Source organism: Solibacillus sp. FSL R5-0691 (assembly GCF_037974225.1).
GTDB lineage: Bacteria > Bacillota > Bacilli > Bacillales_A > Planococcaceae > Solibacillus.
The window spans coordinates 1,496,707-1,513,617 of record NZ_CP150231.1 but is presented as its reverse complement, the minus strand read 5'-3'; the positions used below and the strand labels follow the sequence as shown (position 1 = coordinate 1,513,617).

Sequence of the window (16,911 nt, the reverse complement as noted above, 5' to 3'; positions counted from 1 at the left end):
ATATAAATGCGGTTTGTTCTAATATGTGTCCAGGATGTTCAAATAAAGTATGTACTTCTTCTAATATCCTGTCTCGATTATCTAATAAACCGCACAAATGTTCTAATAAAATCCAGACACGGCTTCTTCTCGGCCATTTTACCCGCTCTAAAGACTGTCCAAGACCTCAAATTTACGGATTTTCTAATATCCAGCCCGGCTCTTCTAATATCACTTAAATTTCTTCTAATAAACCACTCTATTGTTCTAATAAAATCCGCCCCCCGGAATGGAAATCAATTTTACAATGAAAAAAAGCATCTTTCTAAAAGAAAAATGCTTTTTTCGACTCTTTATTTCTTACGAATCTTATAAAGAACAAACAGCGCTATAAACCAGAGCGGTGTTAACAGCAGTGCAGTTCTCGTAGACTCGGAAATGGCCATAATGATTAGTAAAAACAAGAAAAATGCTAATATCAAATAGTTGATAAATGGTGTTAAAGGTGCTTTGAAAAGTGAAGTTTTATGTAAATCCGGATGACGCTTTTTGTAAATAATATGCGAAATCAGAATAATGCTCCAAACCCAAATAAAACAAATCGCACTAATTGTTGTCACGATACTGAATGCATCGTCCGGCATCAAATAGCTTAGCAGTGCACCGATTGAAACGACGACGGCAGAAAATAACAGACCATTTTGCGGCACCGCATTTTTGTTTAATTTACCGTAAGCTTTCGGTGCTTGTTTATTATTACTTAAACTGAACAGCATACGACTTGTTGAGAACATCCCGCTATTACCTGCAGAAGCAGCTGATGTCAGTACAACAAAGTTAATTAACCCTGCAGCAATCGGGATCCCTACCAATGCGAAAACCTGAACGAACGGCGAGCTTGCTGCGCTTAATGTATCCCAAGGATTGATTGTTAAAATGACGAATAATGCCCCTACATAAAACAGCAGTATTCGAACGGGAATTTTATTGATGGCAGATGGGATGTTCTTCTGCGGATTTGCCGTTTCAGCAGCCGCTACCCCTACTAACTCAACCCCGACGAATGCAAAGACTACCATTTGGAATGCCATTAAAAATCCAAATGCACCATTCGGGAATAATCCGCCATGCTCCCATAAATTCGATACAGCCACTTTGCCTGTATCTGTTTCAAAGCCAATGATCAATAACACAATACCTATCGCGATCAACGCCACAATTGTGATAATTTTAATCAACGCAAACCAAAATTCCAGCTCTCCGAACAGTTTGACCGTCAATAAGTTCAAAATAAGTAACACTACTAAACATGCAATAGCCGGTACCCATTGCGGGATATCGAACCAGTACTGCGTGTACATGCCGACAGCGATAATGTCTGCCATTGCCGTCATAATCCAGCAGAACCAGTAAGTCCAGCCGGTAATATAACCTGCCCAATCCCCTAAGTATTCAGTGGCGAACTCGGTAAATGATGCATAGCCACCTTTTGATAAAAGCAATTCGCCAAGTGCACGCATGACGAAAAATAGTGCGGTTCCAACGATTAAGTATGCAAAGATAATAGAAGGTCCTGCAAGTGAGATCGCTTTACCTGACCCTAAAAACAACCCCGTTCCGATTGTTCCTCCAATCGCGATTAACTGAACGTGGCGATTTTTCAGATCGCGCTTTAATTCTTGTTGTTCCAAAACGATTCCTCCATAGGATAAGTATTTTGTCTGTTTACACAGCGCAAAATAATAAGTACATCATCGCGGTCCATCAAGTAATTTTTCTGGAATAAAAACAGGGACTGATATTATGCCAGTCCCTGTGTCTAAGAATAATCGATTTTGCCTCTGTAAAATCGCGTCCAGATTTTAAAAATCTGTGACATCTATCGAGTACCTTTCTATAAACAATGAAATTACATTCACTATTAAAGAAAAGTATCTCTCATTACTCTTCTGTCCTTTTGCCTGAGATTGTGAACCCTTCGGCGACGCGGTTTTTCGCGCTCTCTCCAGAAACTGCTCCCGCCAGTAGTTTTATCCACGACGATCAACGCTTGATATGTATGCAATTAGTTGCCTATAGGTCCTTGGCATCTTCCAATTCCCTATAGTTCGCGTTCAATACTATTATTGTACGATAATTCATACTACCAATTTTTTGCCGACCTTACAATGGATAAACATAGCCGGTTATGTTGTAAATAGCAATTTAACCTTATTCCCAACATAATGTTTTCTTCTTGCAGAAAAATCATGACGAAAAAAATATTACACCGAAAATTCAATATTTTCAGTGTAATATTATATAGAGGAATTGGTAGCCCTCGTATTACTGTATTTGTTTACTTCAATTTTTCCTGAACCGTTTTATCCTCTTCATAGATTGTTCGATTGATATCGATCAGCTTACCCTTTGTTGTGTCGGTTTTTTTCATTTTGACAACATACGTATTGTCCAAAGCTATTTCTGTGCAGGCGATGTCTTCCTCACTGCGAAGATCTTCCGGATAGTTTAACGTAATGACTAAAGTATCCCCATCTTTTTCGATTTTTTCAATTTCTCTTCCACAACCATCCGAATACCCTGTGACAAACAGTACTTCCTCTGATTCAAAATCGACAGGTGGAACGGATTCAAAGCCAAAAATATCGGCCCAAGTCGTATACAGCTTTTCATCCTGGACAATTGAAATACTCGTACCTACCTCAGGAGGTATCGTATCTAAATGAAACAGTAATTCATAATCTACTTTATTTTCATCATTTTCTTTCTGTACAGGTTCGGTTGGATCGGATGATGTTTCATTTTCATTTTCTTTTGTATTACATGCCGCTAGAACTAAGATCATTCCAATGACCAGCATATAACTTAACCATCTCTTCATTGACATTCACCTCATCCCTTTCCTAATTAGTCGTATAAAAAGTAAAAAAGTTTCGAAATTTCCCTCATTATATTTGTTAATATTGGTTAATTTAAACTTACGTGAGAACGTTAAATAAACTAATAATTCAGCAAGTAAGCTTTTATTATAATATGGCGTATAATGTAGTTGTTTATCCAACTATTACACCATTCTCTTGGAGGGTTTGTACAAATGAGTACACGTATTGAAAAAGACTTTTTAGGCACATTAGAAATTCCAAAGGACGTTTATTACGGCGTTCAAACAACTCGTGCATTAGAAAATTTCCCGATTACTAAAATGACAATGCACCCTGAATTAATTCGTGCATTTGCCATCGTAAAGAAAAGTTCAGCACTTGCAAATGCTGCTATCGGCAAATTGGATCCAGTAATTGCTAATGCAATTGCACAAGCATCAGATGATATCATTTCAGGACTATTACATGACCAGTTCGTTGTAGATCCAATTCAGGGCGGAGCAGGCACTTCCATGAACATGAACACCAATGAAGTAATCGCTAACCGGGCACTTGAAATTTTAGGGGAAGAAAAAGGTACTTATTCAATCATTAGTCCTAACAGCCATGTCAATATGGCGCAATCAACAAACGATGCATTCCCATCAGCTATCCACATTGCAACAGTTTCTACATTAAATAATTTAATTATGGCAATGGAAATGATGCGCGATAGCTTCATTAGAAAATCTGTAGAATTCGATTCAATCGTTAAAATGGGTCGTACGCATTTACAGGATGCTGTACCAGTACGTTTAGGCCAGGAATTCGGTGCCTATGCTGCCGTTGTTTCCCGTGATATCGCCCGAATCAAAAAAGCAAAGCAAACAATGCTGCAAATCAATATCGGTGCAACTGCAATCGGGACAGGCCTGAATGCGGACCCTGAATATATGAAATTGGCTGTAGAAAACATCGCGACTTACAGTGGATTCCCGTTCATTAAAGTAGACAATTTAATCGATGGTACACAAAACACCGATACGTACGCTGAAGTATCATCCATGTTAAAAATCGCCATGATGAATATGTCGAAAATCTGTAATGACTTACGCTTAATGGCATCAGGTCCAAAAGCCGGTTTCGCAGAAATTCGCTTACCGGAACGTCAACCAGGTTCTTCGATTATGCCAGGTAAAGTAAATCCGGTTATGCCGGAAGTCATCAACCAAATCGCTTTCCAAGTAATTGGTAACGATGTAACGATTTCACTTGCTTCAGAAGCAGGACAATTTGAGCTGAATGTTATGGAACCAGTTCTCGTATTTAATCTGCTTCAGTCAATCGAAATTATGACAAACGGCTTCACGGTATTTACAAAATACTGCCTGGATCATATTGAAGCAAATGAAGCGCGTCTGCATGATTTTGTAGAGCGTTCAATCGGTGTTATTACAGCACTTGCGCCGCACCTTGGCTATGAACGTTCAAGCCAAATTGCACGTGAAGCACTGCATAGCGGTAAATCTGTACGCGAACTTTGCTTAATGTACAACTATTTCACACTTGAGCAGCTCGATATTATTTTAAATCCATTCGAATTAACGCAACCAGGTATTGCTGGTGAACGTGCATTTGAAAAACAACAATAAACGCCAAAACGAAAGCTCCGCCGAAATATTTCCGGCGGAGCTTTTTTCTTTACGTATAGAGCACTTCTTTTGCGAGTGAGATCGCACGCTTACTAACTTCCAATTTGTCGCCGTCCGCATTCAGCTTCACGACACCATTTGGCTCATCAAAAATGGATTTCAACTGTGCTTTCGGTTTGACGCCAACCATTACTGGTCCTCTTTCGGCCTCGTCTGTTCGCAGCTTTTCCTGCTCTCGTTCGACACTTTGTTCTTCACCGAATTTCGGGAAGGCTGTAGTTTGTTGCTGTAAATTTCGGGGACGTGTCTGATTATTTAAACTTGAACTCCCTGTGCCAACAGAATGAATCATAAAGATCCCCCTTTTTATCTTTTCTTACTTTTTCGTATATCAATATCCGCGTATATTTCGACTTCCTGTAGTGCCTGATTCGCAAGCTGATCCGCTTCACCGTTCAGTTTGCGGTCAATATATTGATACTCCGGCCGGAGCCCAAGCTTTTGCAGCTTCGCATCGATTTTATCCGCCCATGTGGAGAGAACGCTATCGGTTACTGCCCATTCGCCGTTCATTTCATTAATGACGACTTGCGAATCGCCGTAAATCTTAATTACTTGATGATGGACACCCATTTCTTCAAGCTGTTCAACTGCAAGATTTAATGCCGCATATTCCGCTTCATTGTTTGATGTCAAATACTCCGCCAGCTGGTTCGTCCGCAAACGATAGTTTTTTCCATTCTGTTTATAATAGACGACAATTCCTAAACCGGCCAGCTTTTCTTCTCTATTAAATCCGCCATCAAAGTACACTTCGACTTCGCTAGGTTCTGTTTCAAGAGATTTCAAATATTTTTTCAGCTCTTTCAATGTCCATGTACTGTCATGTTCATCAGTCATTACGATACTTTTTGTGCGTCCTGTATTTTCCATATCCAGGACGAGTGTATAGGCATGGGCTGCCGGAATTGCCTCACTTCGCCATGTAATTTCCTGTTTTGACTTTGTCACGTACTGCCATTCAATCGTCAGTTCCAATCGGCTCTCCCCTTCCATTTGTCGTCTGCTGCAAATCTTCCTTATAAAACCAGTTAATACACAATGTACTAACCATTATGCCTACTATCAACGGTGGTGATACAAAAAATAAAAGTTTCTCGCTGCCAATAGGTGCTTTCATAAAGTATCCGAATACGATTGGCTGCAGAAAACAAAAAATAAAGCTTGTTAAGTAAAGTGCCCGTTTGCTGTAATTTTTACGCATGATGTACAGCACATAATACCAGGGAATTACGACAAAAAAATAAATCGGCAAAACATAAATAATGATGGACGCGGCCGTTCCAAATGTAATCATTTGATTTACATAAGGCAATGAAAATGCGATAAAGACAATGACCGCCATGACATAAGGTAAAAAACCCGTTAAAATGATTTGCCAACTCTTCATCACATTCCCCCTATTTTTCATCATTATACCAAACACCATTTGCCTATACAAAATTTGCTTTTACGGGTATAGTACAGGGGGTGATAAAATGAAGATAAAATTTTATGAAAATAATGAAAAACGTGTACTGGGCATAACATTGAAAGATTCAGCATTTGCCGAGGACAATAATATGGCACTACATGTCTGTAAAAACGAAGCGGATATTATCGAAAACCGCCAACAGCTTGCCTCACTGCTGCAAACTGATTTATCCGGGTTTGTATGCGCCAATCAAACACATAGCGCAAACTTCTTCCGTGTGGAAAAATCCGAAATCGGCAAAGGAGCCACCGATAACGCAACCGCTGTTCCCGATACCGACGCACTGTATACGTACGAACCGAATGTCGTGGTCTCAAGCTTTACCGCAGATTGTGTACCGGTCTTATTTTATAATGAAAAAACAAATGTCATCGGGGCTATTCACTCCGGGTGGCAAGGGACGATTAAAGAAATTACATTGAAGTTGCTGCAGCATTTACAGCAAGAGGAAAATTGTGATTTAAGTGATTTGAAAGTAATGATCGGGCCTGCAATCAGCCAGGAAAAATTCGAAGTGGATGCCGATGTGCAGGAAAAATTCAAAGCACTCGGTTATGCAGACGAATTTATGTACTGGAATAATGAAACGAATAAATTCCATATCGATAACCAATTGACTGTGAAGAAGCAGTGCTTGCTTGCAGGTGTGCCGGAAGAGAATATTACGATTGACCGGATGTGCACATTTATGGACGATGATGGATTTTCCCACCGACAGGACCGCTCAACAGGCAGACATTTGAGCTTTATTATGCGCAAGGAATAGATTCTTTTAAGAAGAATATGTGAAAAAGGAACACCTACAATTCAGCAGGTGTTCCTTTTTAAATATAAAGAAGTTAAAAAACATTAAAACTGGAAAGGTCATGGTGCTACAAATTCAACCTTAATTCTATCTGGATCTTCAAAAAATACAGCGTAATAATTTTCCCCTCCTGCATAGGGATGTTTATCCGTATAAAGGATCTTAACCCCCTTACTTTCTAACATTCTAGTCATATCATCTACCTCTTGACGGGAGCTTGCATGGAAAGCCAAATGGTTTAGGCCAACACGACTTCTATGGTAAGGTACATCCAAAAATCGTTCTTCAGCTTGCACGAATACAATATATGTAGCTCCGAGTTTCCAACTATGTCCGCTTTCCCACGATTGAAAAGATTCATATCCTAATTCTTCTAAAAACCAACCCCAAAAATTGATGGAACTTTTTAAATCAGAAACATACAGTTCAATATGATGAATAAGCCCTTTTGACAATGGACGACTTCCTTTCTATTACCGAATAAACGTAAACTATAGAGATTACGTAAATGCGGTGCTTTTTCGTATAGTTCTTGTAAAAACAGTTTAAAGTTCTTTGGACGTAAACATAATTCTTCTGATAAACCACCCTCATCATAAGTAATGAAAATATTTTTACCCTTCACATGTATTTTCGTAATATCAGTTATTTTAATAGTATGACTTGCTATACTTATACAAATTTTTATTTCATCGTTTTTTAATATTACATACCTAGTTAATGAAAAATATAAGCCAAACAGTATGATTACTATGAACAATGCGACTACATAATACCGGTCCTCAATTCCTTGCGATCCTAAATAATATCTACCTCCATAATTACTACCATCATTTGTAGAATAATACCTCCATGCACAAAATAAAAGCGTTAAAACAGCCCAAATTGTTTTAATTTTAATGTCCATATTAGGCCTCACATAAAATTTCATCTACAAAACCTCTATTATTTTAATATATACGTAACATTACCATAAATTTCTACTTAACGTTTCATTGAAATAAATCTCCTGTTAACATTTGCATATTGTAATGATAGTTTAAACTGAACTTCAATTTGTAAATATATGATAATAGAAGGGGAATCCATTCTCCCAAGTATTTACAAAGTTAAAGCAGATGAAGAACGTGTCTATGAAAAACTCGAAAAATTTTTCAATTTAGCGACAAAGCAAATAGACTCAACTAATTAAAAAAAGCACTGCCCTTAAAATTATAAGGGTTGTGCTTATTCATTATGTGAGGTTATTCATTAATCAAAGGCTCATCCCAGTTTTTTATACTATTTAGGTGGAGACTTAGGCATATAAGTATTGCCTGCTGCTAATATCACCTTTGTTTCAACATCATAAATTGCATATCTGCCCATGAATTCCTTGGCAGTGTCTTTAAAGGAATAAAAGAAATAAACCTGCCTTTCAGGACTAACAGCTTTATGGTAGCTAATATCTATATCCGGATAAGGGCGAATACTATTTCCATAAAAAATTAAGTAGTTAAATTCTTCTACCTCACTAAATAATACCTTTTTTCTAAAACTGACAGATGCATCAGGCATATCTTTAAAAAGTTTAGTATCCAAATGCCGATGCCTTTGCTCTTGATTTGGCATTTGGATATACTTCTGATAATATACCTGATGAACCGGATACTTCAGCTCTCTTATCGCTTTATAAAATTCATCTACAGTTTCACTAAAAACCTTTTCTTTATTTGAAGGATTTATATACCCATTATCTGAATACGCAGCCTTTGTATTTACAGAATTCCCCATTAAAACCGAAAGACTAATCGTTAATATATAAGCAATGAAGGTTAGCTTCTTCAATGATGTTACTCCTTTTTAAAGGTAACTTACCCAAAAGGATTTCCAGCTATCCTGCTATATTCTACAAAAATGCCAACACATTGCCACCTACTTTAACAGCCACCATTTCATTCAAAATGGAGGCAATTTAATTTCTGAATGTGAATCATTCATCTTATCCGATCTTTTAGATTTTATCTGATATGTAATACCAAAAATCATATTGAAAGCAAAAACAAGATGCAATGGATTAAGGATAATCCAAGCCTTGTCTACTTCTAATGCCATTTGCAATAAAATCCACAAATTCCACACGACGAAATATGCCACAATCATGGGCCAACTAAAAACTTTGTCTAGCATAAAACCCCTCCACTGACTTGGTCCTACAATAGCAGCACTTATTCCATTGTTCATAAAGTCCACTTTTTTGTAATTTTAAACTACTGTTATATTTCATCAACCACTTTAATTGCTAGAATTCCCCTTCTGTCTTAAACAATTTACATATGATTTAGATTTATACATTGTAATACGATGTACATTGGATTAATATGTATTTAAAGGCGGTGATTGTAAATAGTGGAAAAAGAAATGATGAAAGGGAGTATCGATATTTTACTGCTATCGCTACTGGCAGAACAGGATCGATACGGCTATGAAATGACAAAGCAGCTTCGCGTATTAAGCGATGAAGCCTATTCTATGAATGAAGGTACGTTATATCCTGCGTTAAAGCGTTTAGAACAACAGCGTTTTGTGACGAGTTATTGGCAAGACGAGATTACGGGGAAACGTCGGAAATACTATGCTATTACGGATGTGGGACGTGAACAATTAAATCAAAAGTTATCGAGTTGGGAGCAGTTGACCCGTTTAATCAAACGAACGGCAGGTGGATTGTATGGAAGTCGTTAAGCAATATGTTGAAAAAATTGTAGCGAATTTGCCAATCAATGATGAAGAACGTGTATTGATGAAAGAAGAATTTGAAAATCATATTTTGGAACATATCGATGAATTACGAATGGTTGGTTATTCCGAACAGCAAGCCATTCAACAAGCTTTGCAGTCGTTTGGTGAAGCGCATTACATTGAAAAAGAAATGAAAAAAGTATTGTTCCCTCATTATAAATGGATACGCTTTTGTGCAGCGATTATATTTACAACTTTTACACTATGTATTAGCGCCCACTTTATTTCAAAATGGCTGGAGCCCCGAAATGCTTCACCTATTTCCATCGGTGTGATAGTCATGTTGCTTTTCATTTGCACATTCGTATTCGGTCTATGGGAATTATTATATAAAGAAGCTAAAAAGGCTTATAAAACAAAATGGCTCAATGTGACAACCATTTTTATCGTACCGACGTTATTGTATGAATTCATTGTATATTTGCAATTCCAGCCGGATACTTTAGAAGATTGGTTACTTCAGGATGAACTGTTAATACCACTATATGTAATCTTTTATGTTGTAGGGCGCCAATTATATACGTATAGTATAGGAGAAAAAATTAGGGGTTGAAATGGCAATGGGAGTCGCACTATTAATCATAGTTGTTATCACAGCGATTGGCCGGGCATTAACTAAAGGTCAATCAATAAGAAGAAAACGGATTGTATGGGGTATCTTGATTATGATTGGATTAAACCCGTTTGTTTCCTGGCTAATTGGAATTTGTTTCGCTATTTTTGCCGGAGAAGGCTTTGCAGGAATGGGTATAATGGTCATACTGCTTATTGGACTGTTTATTATTGGTGGTTTAATTTTGATAAGTGGCCTATTAACAAAGGTAGATATCAAACAAGCGTCTCCAAAATAGGAGACGCCATTTCAAATATATTAAATCGTAGTGATTTACTAAAGGTTTTCAATTTTCTCTATATCCGCTGCAGTCAGTTCGAAATCGAAAAGATCCAGATTAGCTGCTTGGTTTTCACGGTTGTGTGATTTCGGGATAACGACCACACCGCGCCCGATTTGGTATTTCAATAAAACTTGAGCACCGGATTTCCCATACGCTTTACCGATTTCCTCCAACACTTCATCTTGGTGTTCTTCTGTTTTCATCGGTCCCCACGCTACAGGTGTAATCCCCTCTTCCTGTAATGTATCAAGAAGTTCTTTGTTCTTTTCTTTTAAATTAATTTGTATTTGATTAACGGCCGGCTTCACTCTCGCAAATTCTTTCAATTCATCCAGATGATTTTTCTTAAAGTTCGAAACGCCGATTGCTTTTAGTTTGCCAGCCTCATAATATTCTTCAAAAACTTCCCAAGTATTTTTTAGCTGCTCTTTGTCTTCGATCGGAGCATGAATCAAAAGCAGATCCAAATAGTCTGTTTTAAAGTTTTTTAGACTATTGTCGATTGCTGCTCTTGTCGATTCCTTTGAAGAAACATATTCTTCTCTTGCAGGAACTTTTGTCGTAATGAACAACTCTTCTCGAGGCACTGTGCTTTCCGCTAAAATTCCCCCGACAAGCGCTTCGTTTCGATAACTAATAGCTGCATCTATTGATCGATATCCCAGCTCAAGTGCTGATACAAGTTCAGGAATATCATTTTTTAATTCACCGGTATAGTCATTATTTTCTTTACCATACGTATTAGTACCAGTACCAACAATCGGCATTTTTAATCCATTATTAAGTGTGATGTATTCCATAGTTTAGGCACTCCCTTTGTATCTCTATTAATGTACAAAATATATTATAACAAAGTATGGAATTTTCAGAAATCAATAAGTGCGTAGAAATTAAAGATTTGCCCTAAATACCTTTATACCTCGGGTTTTCCTTCGTAAGAACATGTATTGATATGACTGTTGATTTAACCGAGTTTGTAATACCGCTGTCCCCTCTACTATATTCAGCTGTTTCCCCATTCTCTGGTACTTTCTGCAAATTAAATAATCTAGTGCCTAATAATTGTGTACTGTTCATTTGTAAATATTTCGAATGAACTCGAAATGTAATTTACTGTTCATCTCCCGTTCATATTCACTCTATAAACTATGGATGTAAAGAAGAGATCGGAGGAAATTACAAATGAATATTGCGTGGAAAGAAATAAAGAAAAACAAAGTAAGATTTTTAATTTTAGGTTCAATTATTTTTCTTGTTAGTTTATTGACCTTTATAATATCGGGTTTGGCGAATGGATTATCGCAAGACAACGCTTCGTTAATCAAAAATTTGCCAGAAGGTCAATTTTATATGAATAAAGAGGGAGATGAAACTTACAATCTTTCAAAAATAGACAGTGATATACAGAATGAAATTATAAATAAAGAAAAAGATGCAGTGGCATTCTCAATTCAAATGGGTTTTTTAAATAGCGAAACTGACAAACAACATAGCGTTGCCTTTGTTACGTCCACTAATTCAGAGCTATTTAAAAATGTTGAGGCCGGGGAGATTATATTAGACCAATCAATGGAGGATAAAGGGATAAAGGTTGGAGATGTCTTAACGAATAATCAATTTAGCGGTGAATTTAAAGTTAAGGGTTTTGTTGATCAGAAGAAGTTCAGTCATGCCCCTGTTGCATATATAAATATGAAAAATTATCAGGAAATCTATCGAGTTATGGAAATGCAATTGTTATTTATACCAGGTGGAGAATCTTCAGAACAATTCACGGGCCTACAATCTTTTTCGAACAAGGATTTTCTCAATACAATTCCAAGCTATAATGCAGAACAAATGTCTTTAAATATGATTGTCTGGTTTTTAGTTGTAATTAGCGGCATGTTGTTTGCCATCTTTTTCTACATGATGAATATTCAAAAAGTCGGTTTATATGGGATTTTAAAGGCAATTGGCATGAAAACAAGCAGGCTATTCAAAATTATGTGGACACAAATGCTTTTTATTACGATAATTTCGCTTATATTGTCCATTTCATTCAGCCAAGTATTTAATATAATTGCACCTGAAGGAATGCCTTTCCATTTAACATTTGAAACAACCGTACAACTATCTTTAGTTTTCCTATTCATCGGTTTTATCGGGGCTACACTCTCTGGAATACAAATCAAAAAAATCGAACCATTACATGCAATACAACAAGGAGAGGCTTAATATGACAATATTTTCAATTGAAGATTTAAGGAAAACATTTATTACGGGGGAAATAGAAGAAGAAATACTTAGAGGAATTAACCTTACTCTTAAAGAGGGAGAGGTAACAGCATTAGTAGGCGCATCAGGTTCCGGTAAAAGTACGCTCCTTACTATAGCTGCTGGATTACAACCCGCATCAAATGGGCAAGTTATTTTCGATGGAAACAATATGACTACAATGAGTTCTGAACAGGTTCGAAAAATACGGGCCAGTAAATTTGGGTTTGTCTTTCAGTTTGCTCATCTTGTTCCTTTTCTCACAGTTGAAGAGCAATTAATTTTGATGCTGGATGTTTCTGAATCTAACTTAAGCAAACAATCAAAAATTACTGAAGTTCATAACATTTTGCATCTGGTTGAAATGGATCATAGAAAACAGGCCTACCCCTCTTCTTTATCAGGGGGGGAAAAACAACGGATCGCCATTGCCCGAGCTATTATCCATAAACCGAAAGTTCTCTTCGCAGATGAACCAACAGCCAGCCTAGATTCAAGGAAGTCTAGAGATGTTATGTTGTTGATTCAAGAGTTAACTAAAACTTTAAATATTGCTACATTAATGGTTACCCATGATGAAGAATTACTTTCATTTGTAGACCATGTGATAAAAATGAGTGATGGAATGGTTTTGCAAAGTGAAGAGTAAATTGTGCAAATTTTAAAGCAGGATCAATTTAAGCAGAATATTAATGAACAGCCTGGATGTTGCATGGCTGTTCATTTGAGATGGTTTAAAGTAGACAAAAATTTTTCTAAAACAGGAGTATAAGAATGACAACAATTCTAATTGTAGATGACGACATCAATATATTACAGCTTGTAAAAATCCATTTAGCCGAGGCAGGATTCAAAGTTGTCCAAGCAAAAGACGGGACTCAAGCATTAGCAGTTCTAAAAAGAGAAGGATGTGATTTAGCAGTAGTCGATGTGATGATGCCTTTTATGGATGGTTATGCACTAACAAAGGTAATTCGAAAAAAATATGATATTCCAGTCATTCTTTTAACAGCTAAGAATCAAATTGAAGATAAGGAAGAAGGATATAAATCAGGCACAGATGATTATCTAGTCAAGCCGTTTGAACCAAAAGAATTACAATTTAGAATAGAAGCCTTACTACGACGATATGATAAGCAATCCGATGAATCTGTTATTCATTTAGGTAATATAACTATAAATAAAAAAAGCTATGAGGTTCAGTTTGGAGAACGGACGATTCTGTTACCCTTAAAGGAATTTGAACTGCTGTACTTCCTGGCTAAAAATTCTATGCAAGTATTTTCTCGAGATCATCTAATAGAACACATTTGGGGTGTAGATTTTGAAGGAGATGAGAGGACAGTAGATGTTCATGTAAAAAGATTAAGGGAACGTTTTTCTAAATTGACAGATGATTTTCATATTAAGACTGTGCGCGGGGTTGGGTATTCATTGGAGGCAATCAGAAGATGAGATCTCTTTATGTGAAGTTTGTTGTGTTCACGATTGGAATTATGATTTTTAGTGGAATATTAGCTTTTTTAATCTCAAATATGTATTATCAGCAAAAATTAAAACCATTTAATGACCAGAAAAACACAACAATTGCATTAAACATTGCTGAATTTACCGGGAACCAACCTGATTTAGATCTAAAAGATTATTTTGAAAACATTTCGTCAATTGGTTATCAAATTTTCCTCGTTGACAATTCCGGTAATGAATTTTATTTTGGTGCACCCTTTAGGGAAAAGACATTGTCTCATTCCACCAAAGAACAAGTAATAAACGGTGATATTTTTCATGGGATTCTAAATTTCCCACAGGAGACATTTGTTACAGGATTTTTTGCAAACGAATTGAAAAATACGATTGGTGTTCCATTGACACATAACGGGAAAAAGTATGCGCTTTTCATTAGACCGGATATTAAGCTACTGTTTAACGAAATGCATATTTTATTCGGATGGCTGCTGGCTTTGGCGATTATGCTGAGTATTATAATGGTCATTTTTATAACTAAATATTTAGTTCGTCCGATCTCAAAACTTACATCTGCAACAAAATCACTCTCAAACGGAAATTACAATGTCGATCTTGATACTACCCGTCATGATGAATTAGGTGAACTTTCACTTAGTTTTTTACGGATGGCCAGTAAACTGGAGCAGATGGATGAAATGAGGAAAGAGTTTATTTCGAATATCTCTCATGATATTCAGTCACCTTTATCTAATATAAAAGGATATGCAAACCTTTTGAAAAGCGAATCCATGAGTCCGGAAGATAAAAGCAATTATATTTCGATCATCAACGGAGAGATTAAAAGACTGTCTACATTAACAAGACAGTTATTACTTCTTGCTTCGTTAGACCGAGATGAGGATATTATGAAAAGAAAGTCAGTTAATATCGGAAAACAAATTAAGGAACTTATACGGAGCAATCAGTGGCAAATTGGAGAAAAAGGTATTACGCTCGGATTCACATTACCGGATGTAGAGATTACTGGGGATCCGTCCTTACTTAATGCGGTCTGGGACAATCTGTTAACAAATGCCATCAAATATAATAAACCGAATGGCATTATTGAAATATCCATTAAAGAACAAGGAAAATCGGTGTTGGTATTCTTTGAAGATTCGGGTATAGGTTTGAATGATAAAGAGAAAGAAAGAATTTTTGACCGCTTTTATCGAGTAGATACTGCACGGTCGCGTTCAATTGATGGAACAGGACTGGGACTTTCAATAGTTGCCGCTATCGTTACATTACATGGTGGAATCATTCATGTGAATAGTATTGAAAACCAAGGAACGAGCTTTGTCGTAGAATTGCCTGTCAGGTAGTAACAGTAAAAATAGATTGTATCAGACAACTACAATTGCCAAGTGGCAGAAAAAATCAGCTGGCTTGAGCACGGTAAAATACCACTTTCAATCCAACCGATTACCTGTCTAATCAAAACTCAAAATAAAGGGTTCACTATCAATTCATATGTGAATTTGATAGTGAACCCTCTTCTCTGTTCCAATCATACCGGATAAACAAATATTATTTATTGAAAAGGTCGGTGCTGTGCGGTACATGCTTTTTTGCTGACGGATCAATAAACAACCGTGCCGCACTAATGGCAACCGGCGCTTCACCGAAACCAGTTGCAATCAACTTCACTTTTCCATCGTAAGTTGATACATCACCAACAGCATAGATTCCCTCGATATTTGTTTCCATTTTAGAGTTTACAATAATGGAATTTTTCTCAATTTCTAATCCCCACTCCTTGATTGGACCTAATGACGATTTAAATCCATAGTTCACAATTATGTCATCAACCTCAAGTGTTTCTTTATCCCCTTCTGCATTCCGGATGATAATTTGTTTAATGCCGTTTTCATCGCCAAATAACTCATCTGGCATATAAGGTGTTTTGATCGCCACACTTGATTTGAACAGATTTTCAACACTGTACTCATGTGCTCGGAATTGATCTCGTCTATGGACAATTGTAACTTTGTCAGCAATAGGTTCAAGCATAAGCGACCAGTCAATAGCTGAGTCTCCTCCGCCGAAAATAACTACATTCTTTCCCTTAAAATCATTTATATCGCTGATGAAATAATGAAGATTTTTGCCCTCATAGTATTCTGCTCCTTCAACTTCCAATTGTCTTGGCTGGAATGCACCAAGACCTGCTGTAATAATGATTGTTTTTGAATAATGGATTTCTTCATTTGTTGTCAGCTTAAATGTTCCGTCATCCAACTTTTTAATCGTTTCAACACTTTGACCAGTTACTACTGTTTGGTCAAACGCTGACATTTGTTCTTTCAGATTATTGACAAGTTCCTGCGCCCGCACCTTCGGAAATCCTGCGATATCATAAATATATTTATCAGGATAAAGTGCAGCAAGCTGCCCACCTAATTGTGGAAGACTTTCAATCAGTTTAACTTCAAGCTGGCGCATGCCGCCGTAGAATGCCGTAAACATCCCCGCAGGACCTCCACCGATAATCGTGACATCATATACCTTTGAATCTTCCTTCATATTGATGGCTCCTATCATTATTGGTTTATTTCTAATAAAGATGGACTGATTAAAGTCTATTATTTTCAAATCCATTTTACACTTCGATTGTAAGTTTCCACTATAATTATTTTCA

General features: G+C 36.8%; 18 protein-coding genes and 1 riboswitch. Of the genes, 9 read left to right on the top strand and 9 right to left on the bottom strand.

Annotated features, from left to right (window positions below; all coding sequences use genetic code 11):
- Positions 1 to 332: 332 nt before the first annotated feature.
- Both MKY51_RS07385 and MKY51_RS07380 read right to left on the bottom strand, forming a co-directional pair.
- Positions 333 to 1,670 (bottom strand): amino acid permease, encoded by a 1,338-nt coding sequence (locus MKY51_RS07385; RefSeq protein ID WP_339176219.1) that lies wholly within the window; start codon positions 1,668 to 1,670, stop codon positions 333 to 335.
- A 248-nt stretch (positions 1,671 to 1,918) separates the two neighbouring features.
- Positions 1,919 to 1,998, bottom strand: a riboswitch (glycine riboswitch).
- Positions 1,999 to 2,317: 319 nt separating this feature from the next.
- On the bottom strand, positions 2,318 to 2,860 hold the full coding sequence (locus MKY51_RS07380) for a dehydrogenase (RefSeq protein ID WP_339176217.1): 543 nt from the start codon (positions 2,858 to 2,860) through the stop codon (positions 2,318 to 2,320).
- A 213-nt stretch (positions 2,861 to 3,073) separates the two neighbouring features.
- On the opposite strand from MKY51_RS07380, the gene aspA reads away from it, so the two are divergent.
- A complete protein-coding gene (aspA, locus tag MKY51_RS07375; protein WP_339176216.1) occupies positions 3,074 to 4,492 on the top strand; it encodes an aspartate ammonia-lyase in 1,419 nt (472 codons plus the stop codon).
- Positions 4,493 to 4,541: 49 nt separating this feature from the next.
- Here the strand turns inward: aspA and MKY51_RS07370 are convergent, their stop codons facing one another.
- From MKY51_RS07370 to MKY51_RS07360, 3 genes are read right to left on the bottom strand one after another with little or no spacing between them, the layout of a single operon-like run.
- Positions 4,542 to 4,844 (bottom strand): DNA primase, encoded by a 303-nt coding sequence (locus MKY51_RS07370; RefSeq protein WP_339176214.1) that lies wholly within the window; start codon positions 4,842 to 4,844, stop codon positions 4,542 to 4,544.
- A gap of 14 nt (positions 4,845 to 4,858) precedes the next feature.
- Positions 4,859 to 5,530 (bottom strand): reverse transcriptase-like protein, encoded by a 672-nt coding sequence (locus MKY51_RS07365; RefSeq protein ID WP_339176213.1) that lies wholly within the window; start codon positions 5,528 to 5,530, stop codon positions 4,859 to 4,861.
- Positions 5,514 to 5,942, bottom strand: coding sequence for an ATPase (locus tag MKY51_RS07360; protein ID WP_339176212.1), 429 nt, complete (start codon positions 5,940 to 5,942; stop codon positions 5,514 to 5,516). The genes MKY51_RS07365 and MKY51_RS07360 overlap by 17 nt, the downstream gene beginning before the upstream one ends.
- An 88-nt stretch (positions 5,943 to 6,030) precedes the next feature.
- Between MKY51_RS07360 and pgeF the strand changes: the two genes are divergently transcribed.
- Positions 6,031 to 6,792 carry a peptidoglycan editing factor PgeF gene (pgeF, locus tag MKY51_RS07355; RefSeq protein ID WP_339176210.1) on the top strand — a complete coding sequence of 254 codons (762 nt, stop codon included), beginning with the start codon at positions 6,031 to 6,033 and terminating at the stop codon, positions 6,790 to 6,792.
- Between the two features lie 98 nt (positions 6,793 to 6,890).
- On the opposite strand, the gene MKY51_RS07350 is transcribed toward pgeF, so the two are convergent.
- Both MKY51_RS07350 and MKY51_RS07345 read right to left on the bottom strand, forming a co-directional pair.
- The gene (locus MKY51_RS07350; RefSeq protein ID WP_339176209.1) at positions 6,891 to 7,286 is read right to left on the bottom strand and encodes a VOC family protein; all 396 of its coding nucleotides are present in this window, start codon (positions 7,284 to 7,286) and stop codon (positions 6,891 to 6,893) included.
- 826 nt (positions 7,287 to 8,112) lie between these two features.
- Positions 8,113 to 8,658, bottom strand: coding sequence for a hypothetical protein (locus MKY51_RS07345; protein ID WP_339176208.1), 546 nt, complete (start codon positions 8,656 to 8,658; stop codon positions 8,113 to 8,115).
- 561 nt (positions 8,659 to 9,219) lie between these two features.
- On the opposite strand from MKY51_RS07345, the gene MKY51_RS07340 reads away from it, so the two are divergent.
- From MKY51_RS07340 to MKY51_RS07330, 3 genes are read left to right on the top strand one after another with little or no spacing between them, the layout of a single operon-like run.
- Entirely contained in the window at positions 9,220 to 9,555 is a 336-nt protein-coding gene (locus tag MKY51_RS07340; RefSeq protein WP_339176207.1) for a PadR family transcriptional regulator, read from the top strand.
- Positions 9,542 to 10,165, top strand: coding sequence for a permease prefix domain 1-containing protein (locus MKY51_RS07335; protein WP_339176206.1), 624 nt, complete (start codon positions 9,542 to 9,544; stop codon positions 10,163 to 10,165). Before MKY51_RS07340 ends, MKY51_RS07335 begins: the two co-directional genes overlap by 14 nt.
- A gap of 7 nt (positions 10,166 to 10,172) precedes the next feature.
- A complete protein-coding gene (locus tag MKY51_RS07330) occupies positions 10,173 to 10,463 on the top strand; it encodes a hypothetical protein (RefSeq protein ID WP_339176204.1) in 291 nt (96 codons plus the stop codon).
- Between the two features lie 38 nt (positions 10,464 to 10,501).
- Here the strand turns inward: MKY51_RS07330 and MKY51_RS07325 are convergent, their stop codons facing one another.
- A complete protein-coding gene (locus MKY51_RS07325; RefSeq protein ID WP_339176203.1) occupies positions 10,502 to 11,308 on the bottom strand; it encodes an aldo/keto reductase in 807 nt (268 codons plus the stop codon).
- A gap of 382 nt (positions 11,309 to 11,690) precedes the next feature.
- Between MKY51_RS07325 and MKY51_RS07320 the strand changes: the two genes are divergently transcribed.
- The 4 genes from MKY51_RS07320 (at position 11,691) to MKY51_RS07305 (ending at position 15,595) form a co-directional block, all read left to right on the top strand.
- A complete protein-coding gene (locus tag MKY51_RS07320) occupies positions 11,691 to 12,725 on the top strand; it encodes an FtsX-like permease family protein (RefSeq protein WP_079526379.1) in 1,035 nt (344 codons plus the stop codon).
- Position 12,726: 1 nt separating this feature from the next.
- Positions 12,727 to 13,413, top strand: a complete 687-nt coding sequence (locus MKY51_RS07315; protein ID WP_339176201.1) for an ABC transporter ATP-binding protein — start codon at positions 12,727 to 12,729, stop codon at positions 13,411 to 13,413.
- A 125-nt stretch (positions 13,414 to 13,538) separates the two neighbouring features.
- The gene (locus MKY51_RS07310) at positions 13,539 to 14,219 is read left to right on the top strand and encodes a response regulator transcription factor (protein ID WP_339176200.1); all 681 of its coding nucleotides are present in this window, start codon (positions 13,539 to 13,541) and stop codon (positions 14,217 to 14,219) included.
- Entirely contained in the window at positions 14,216 to 15,595 is a 1,380-nt protein-coding gene (locus tag MKY51_RS07305) for a HAMP domain-containing sensor histidine kinase (protein ID WP_339176199.1), read from the top strand. Before MKY51_RS07310 ends, MKY51_RS07305 begins: the two co-directional genes overlap by 4 nt.
- Before the next feature lie 205 nt (positions 15,596 to 15,800).
- On the opposite strand, the gene MKY51_RS07300 is transcribed toward MKY51_RS07305, so the two are convergent.
- Positions 15,801 to 16,796, bottom strand: a complete 996-nt coding sequence (locus MKY51_RS07300) for an NAD(P)/FAD-dependent oxidoreductase (protein ID WP_339176198.1) — start codon at positions 16,794 to 16,796, stop codon at positions 15,801 to 15,803.
- Between the last annotated feature and the right edge of the window lie 115 nt (positions 16,797 to 16,911).

Coding starts and splice junctions, on each gene's coding strand:
- MKY51_RS07370 (WP_339176214.1), bottom strand. CDS start 4,844: ATGATTCATTCTGTTGGCACAGGGAGTTCAAGTTTAAATAATCAGACA.
- MKY51_RS07305 (WP_339176199.1), top strand. CDS start 14,216: ATGAGATCTCTTTATGTGAAGTTTGTTGTGTTCACGATTGGAATTATG.
- MKY51_RS07310 (WP_339176200.1), top strand. CDS start 13,539: ATGACAACAATTCTAATTGTAGATGACGACATCAATATATTACAGCTT.
- MKY51_RS07360 (WP_339176212.1), bottom strand. CDS start 5,942: ATGAAGAGTTGGCAAATCATTTTAACGGGTTTTTTACCTTATGTCATG.
- MKY51_RS07320 (WP_079526379.1), top strand. CDS start 11,691: ATGAATATTGCGTGGAAAGAAATAAAGAAAAACAAAGTAAGATTTTTA.
- MKY51_RS07300 (WP_339176198.1), bottom strand. CDS start 16,796: ATGAAGGAAGATTCAAAGGTATATGATGTCACGATTATCGGTGGAGGT.
- aspA (WP_339176216.1), top strand. CDS start 3,074: ATGAGTACACGTATTGAAAAAGACTTTTTAGGCACATTAGAAATTCCA.
- pgeF (WP_339176210.1), top strand. CDS start 6,031: ATGAAGATAAAATTTTATGAAAATAATGAAAAACGTGTACTGGGCATA.
- MKY51_RS07325 (WP_339176203.1), bottom strand. CDS start 11,308: ATGGAATACATCACACTTAATAATGGATTAAAAATGCCGATTGTTGGT.
- MKY51_RS07335 (WP_339176206.1), top strand. CDS start 9,542: ATGGAAGTCGTTAAGCAATATGTTGAAAAAATTGTAGCGAATTTGCCA.
- MKY51_RS07315 (WP_339176201.1), top strand. CDS start 12,727: ATGACAATATTTTCAATTGAAGATTTAAGGAAAACATTTATTACGGGG.
- MKY51_RS07380 (WP_339176217.1), bottom strand. CDS start 2,860: ATGAAGAGATGGTTAAGTTATATGCTGGTCATTGGAATGATCTTAGTT.
- MKY51_RS07330 (WP_339176204.1), top strand. CDS start 10,173: ATGGGAGTCGCACTATTAATCATAGTTGTTATCACAGCGATTGGCCGG.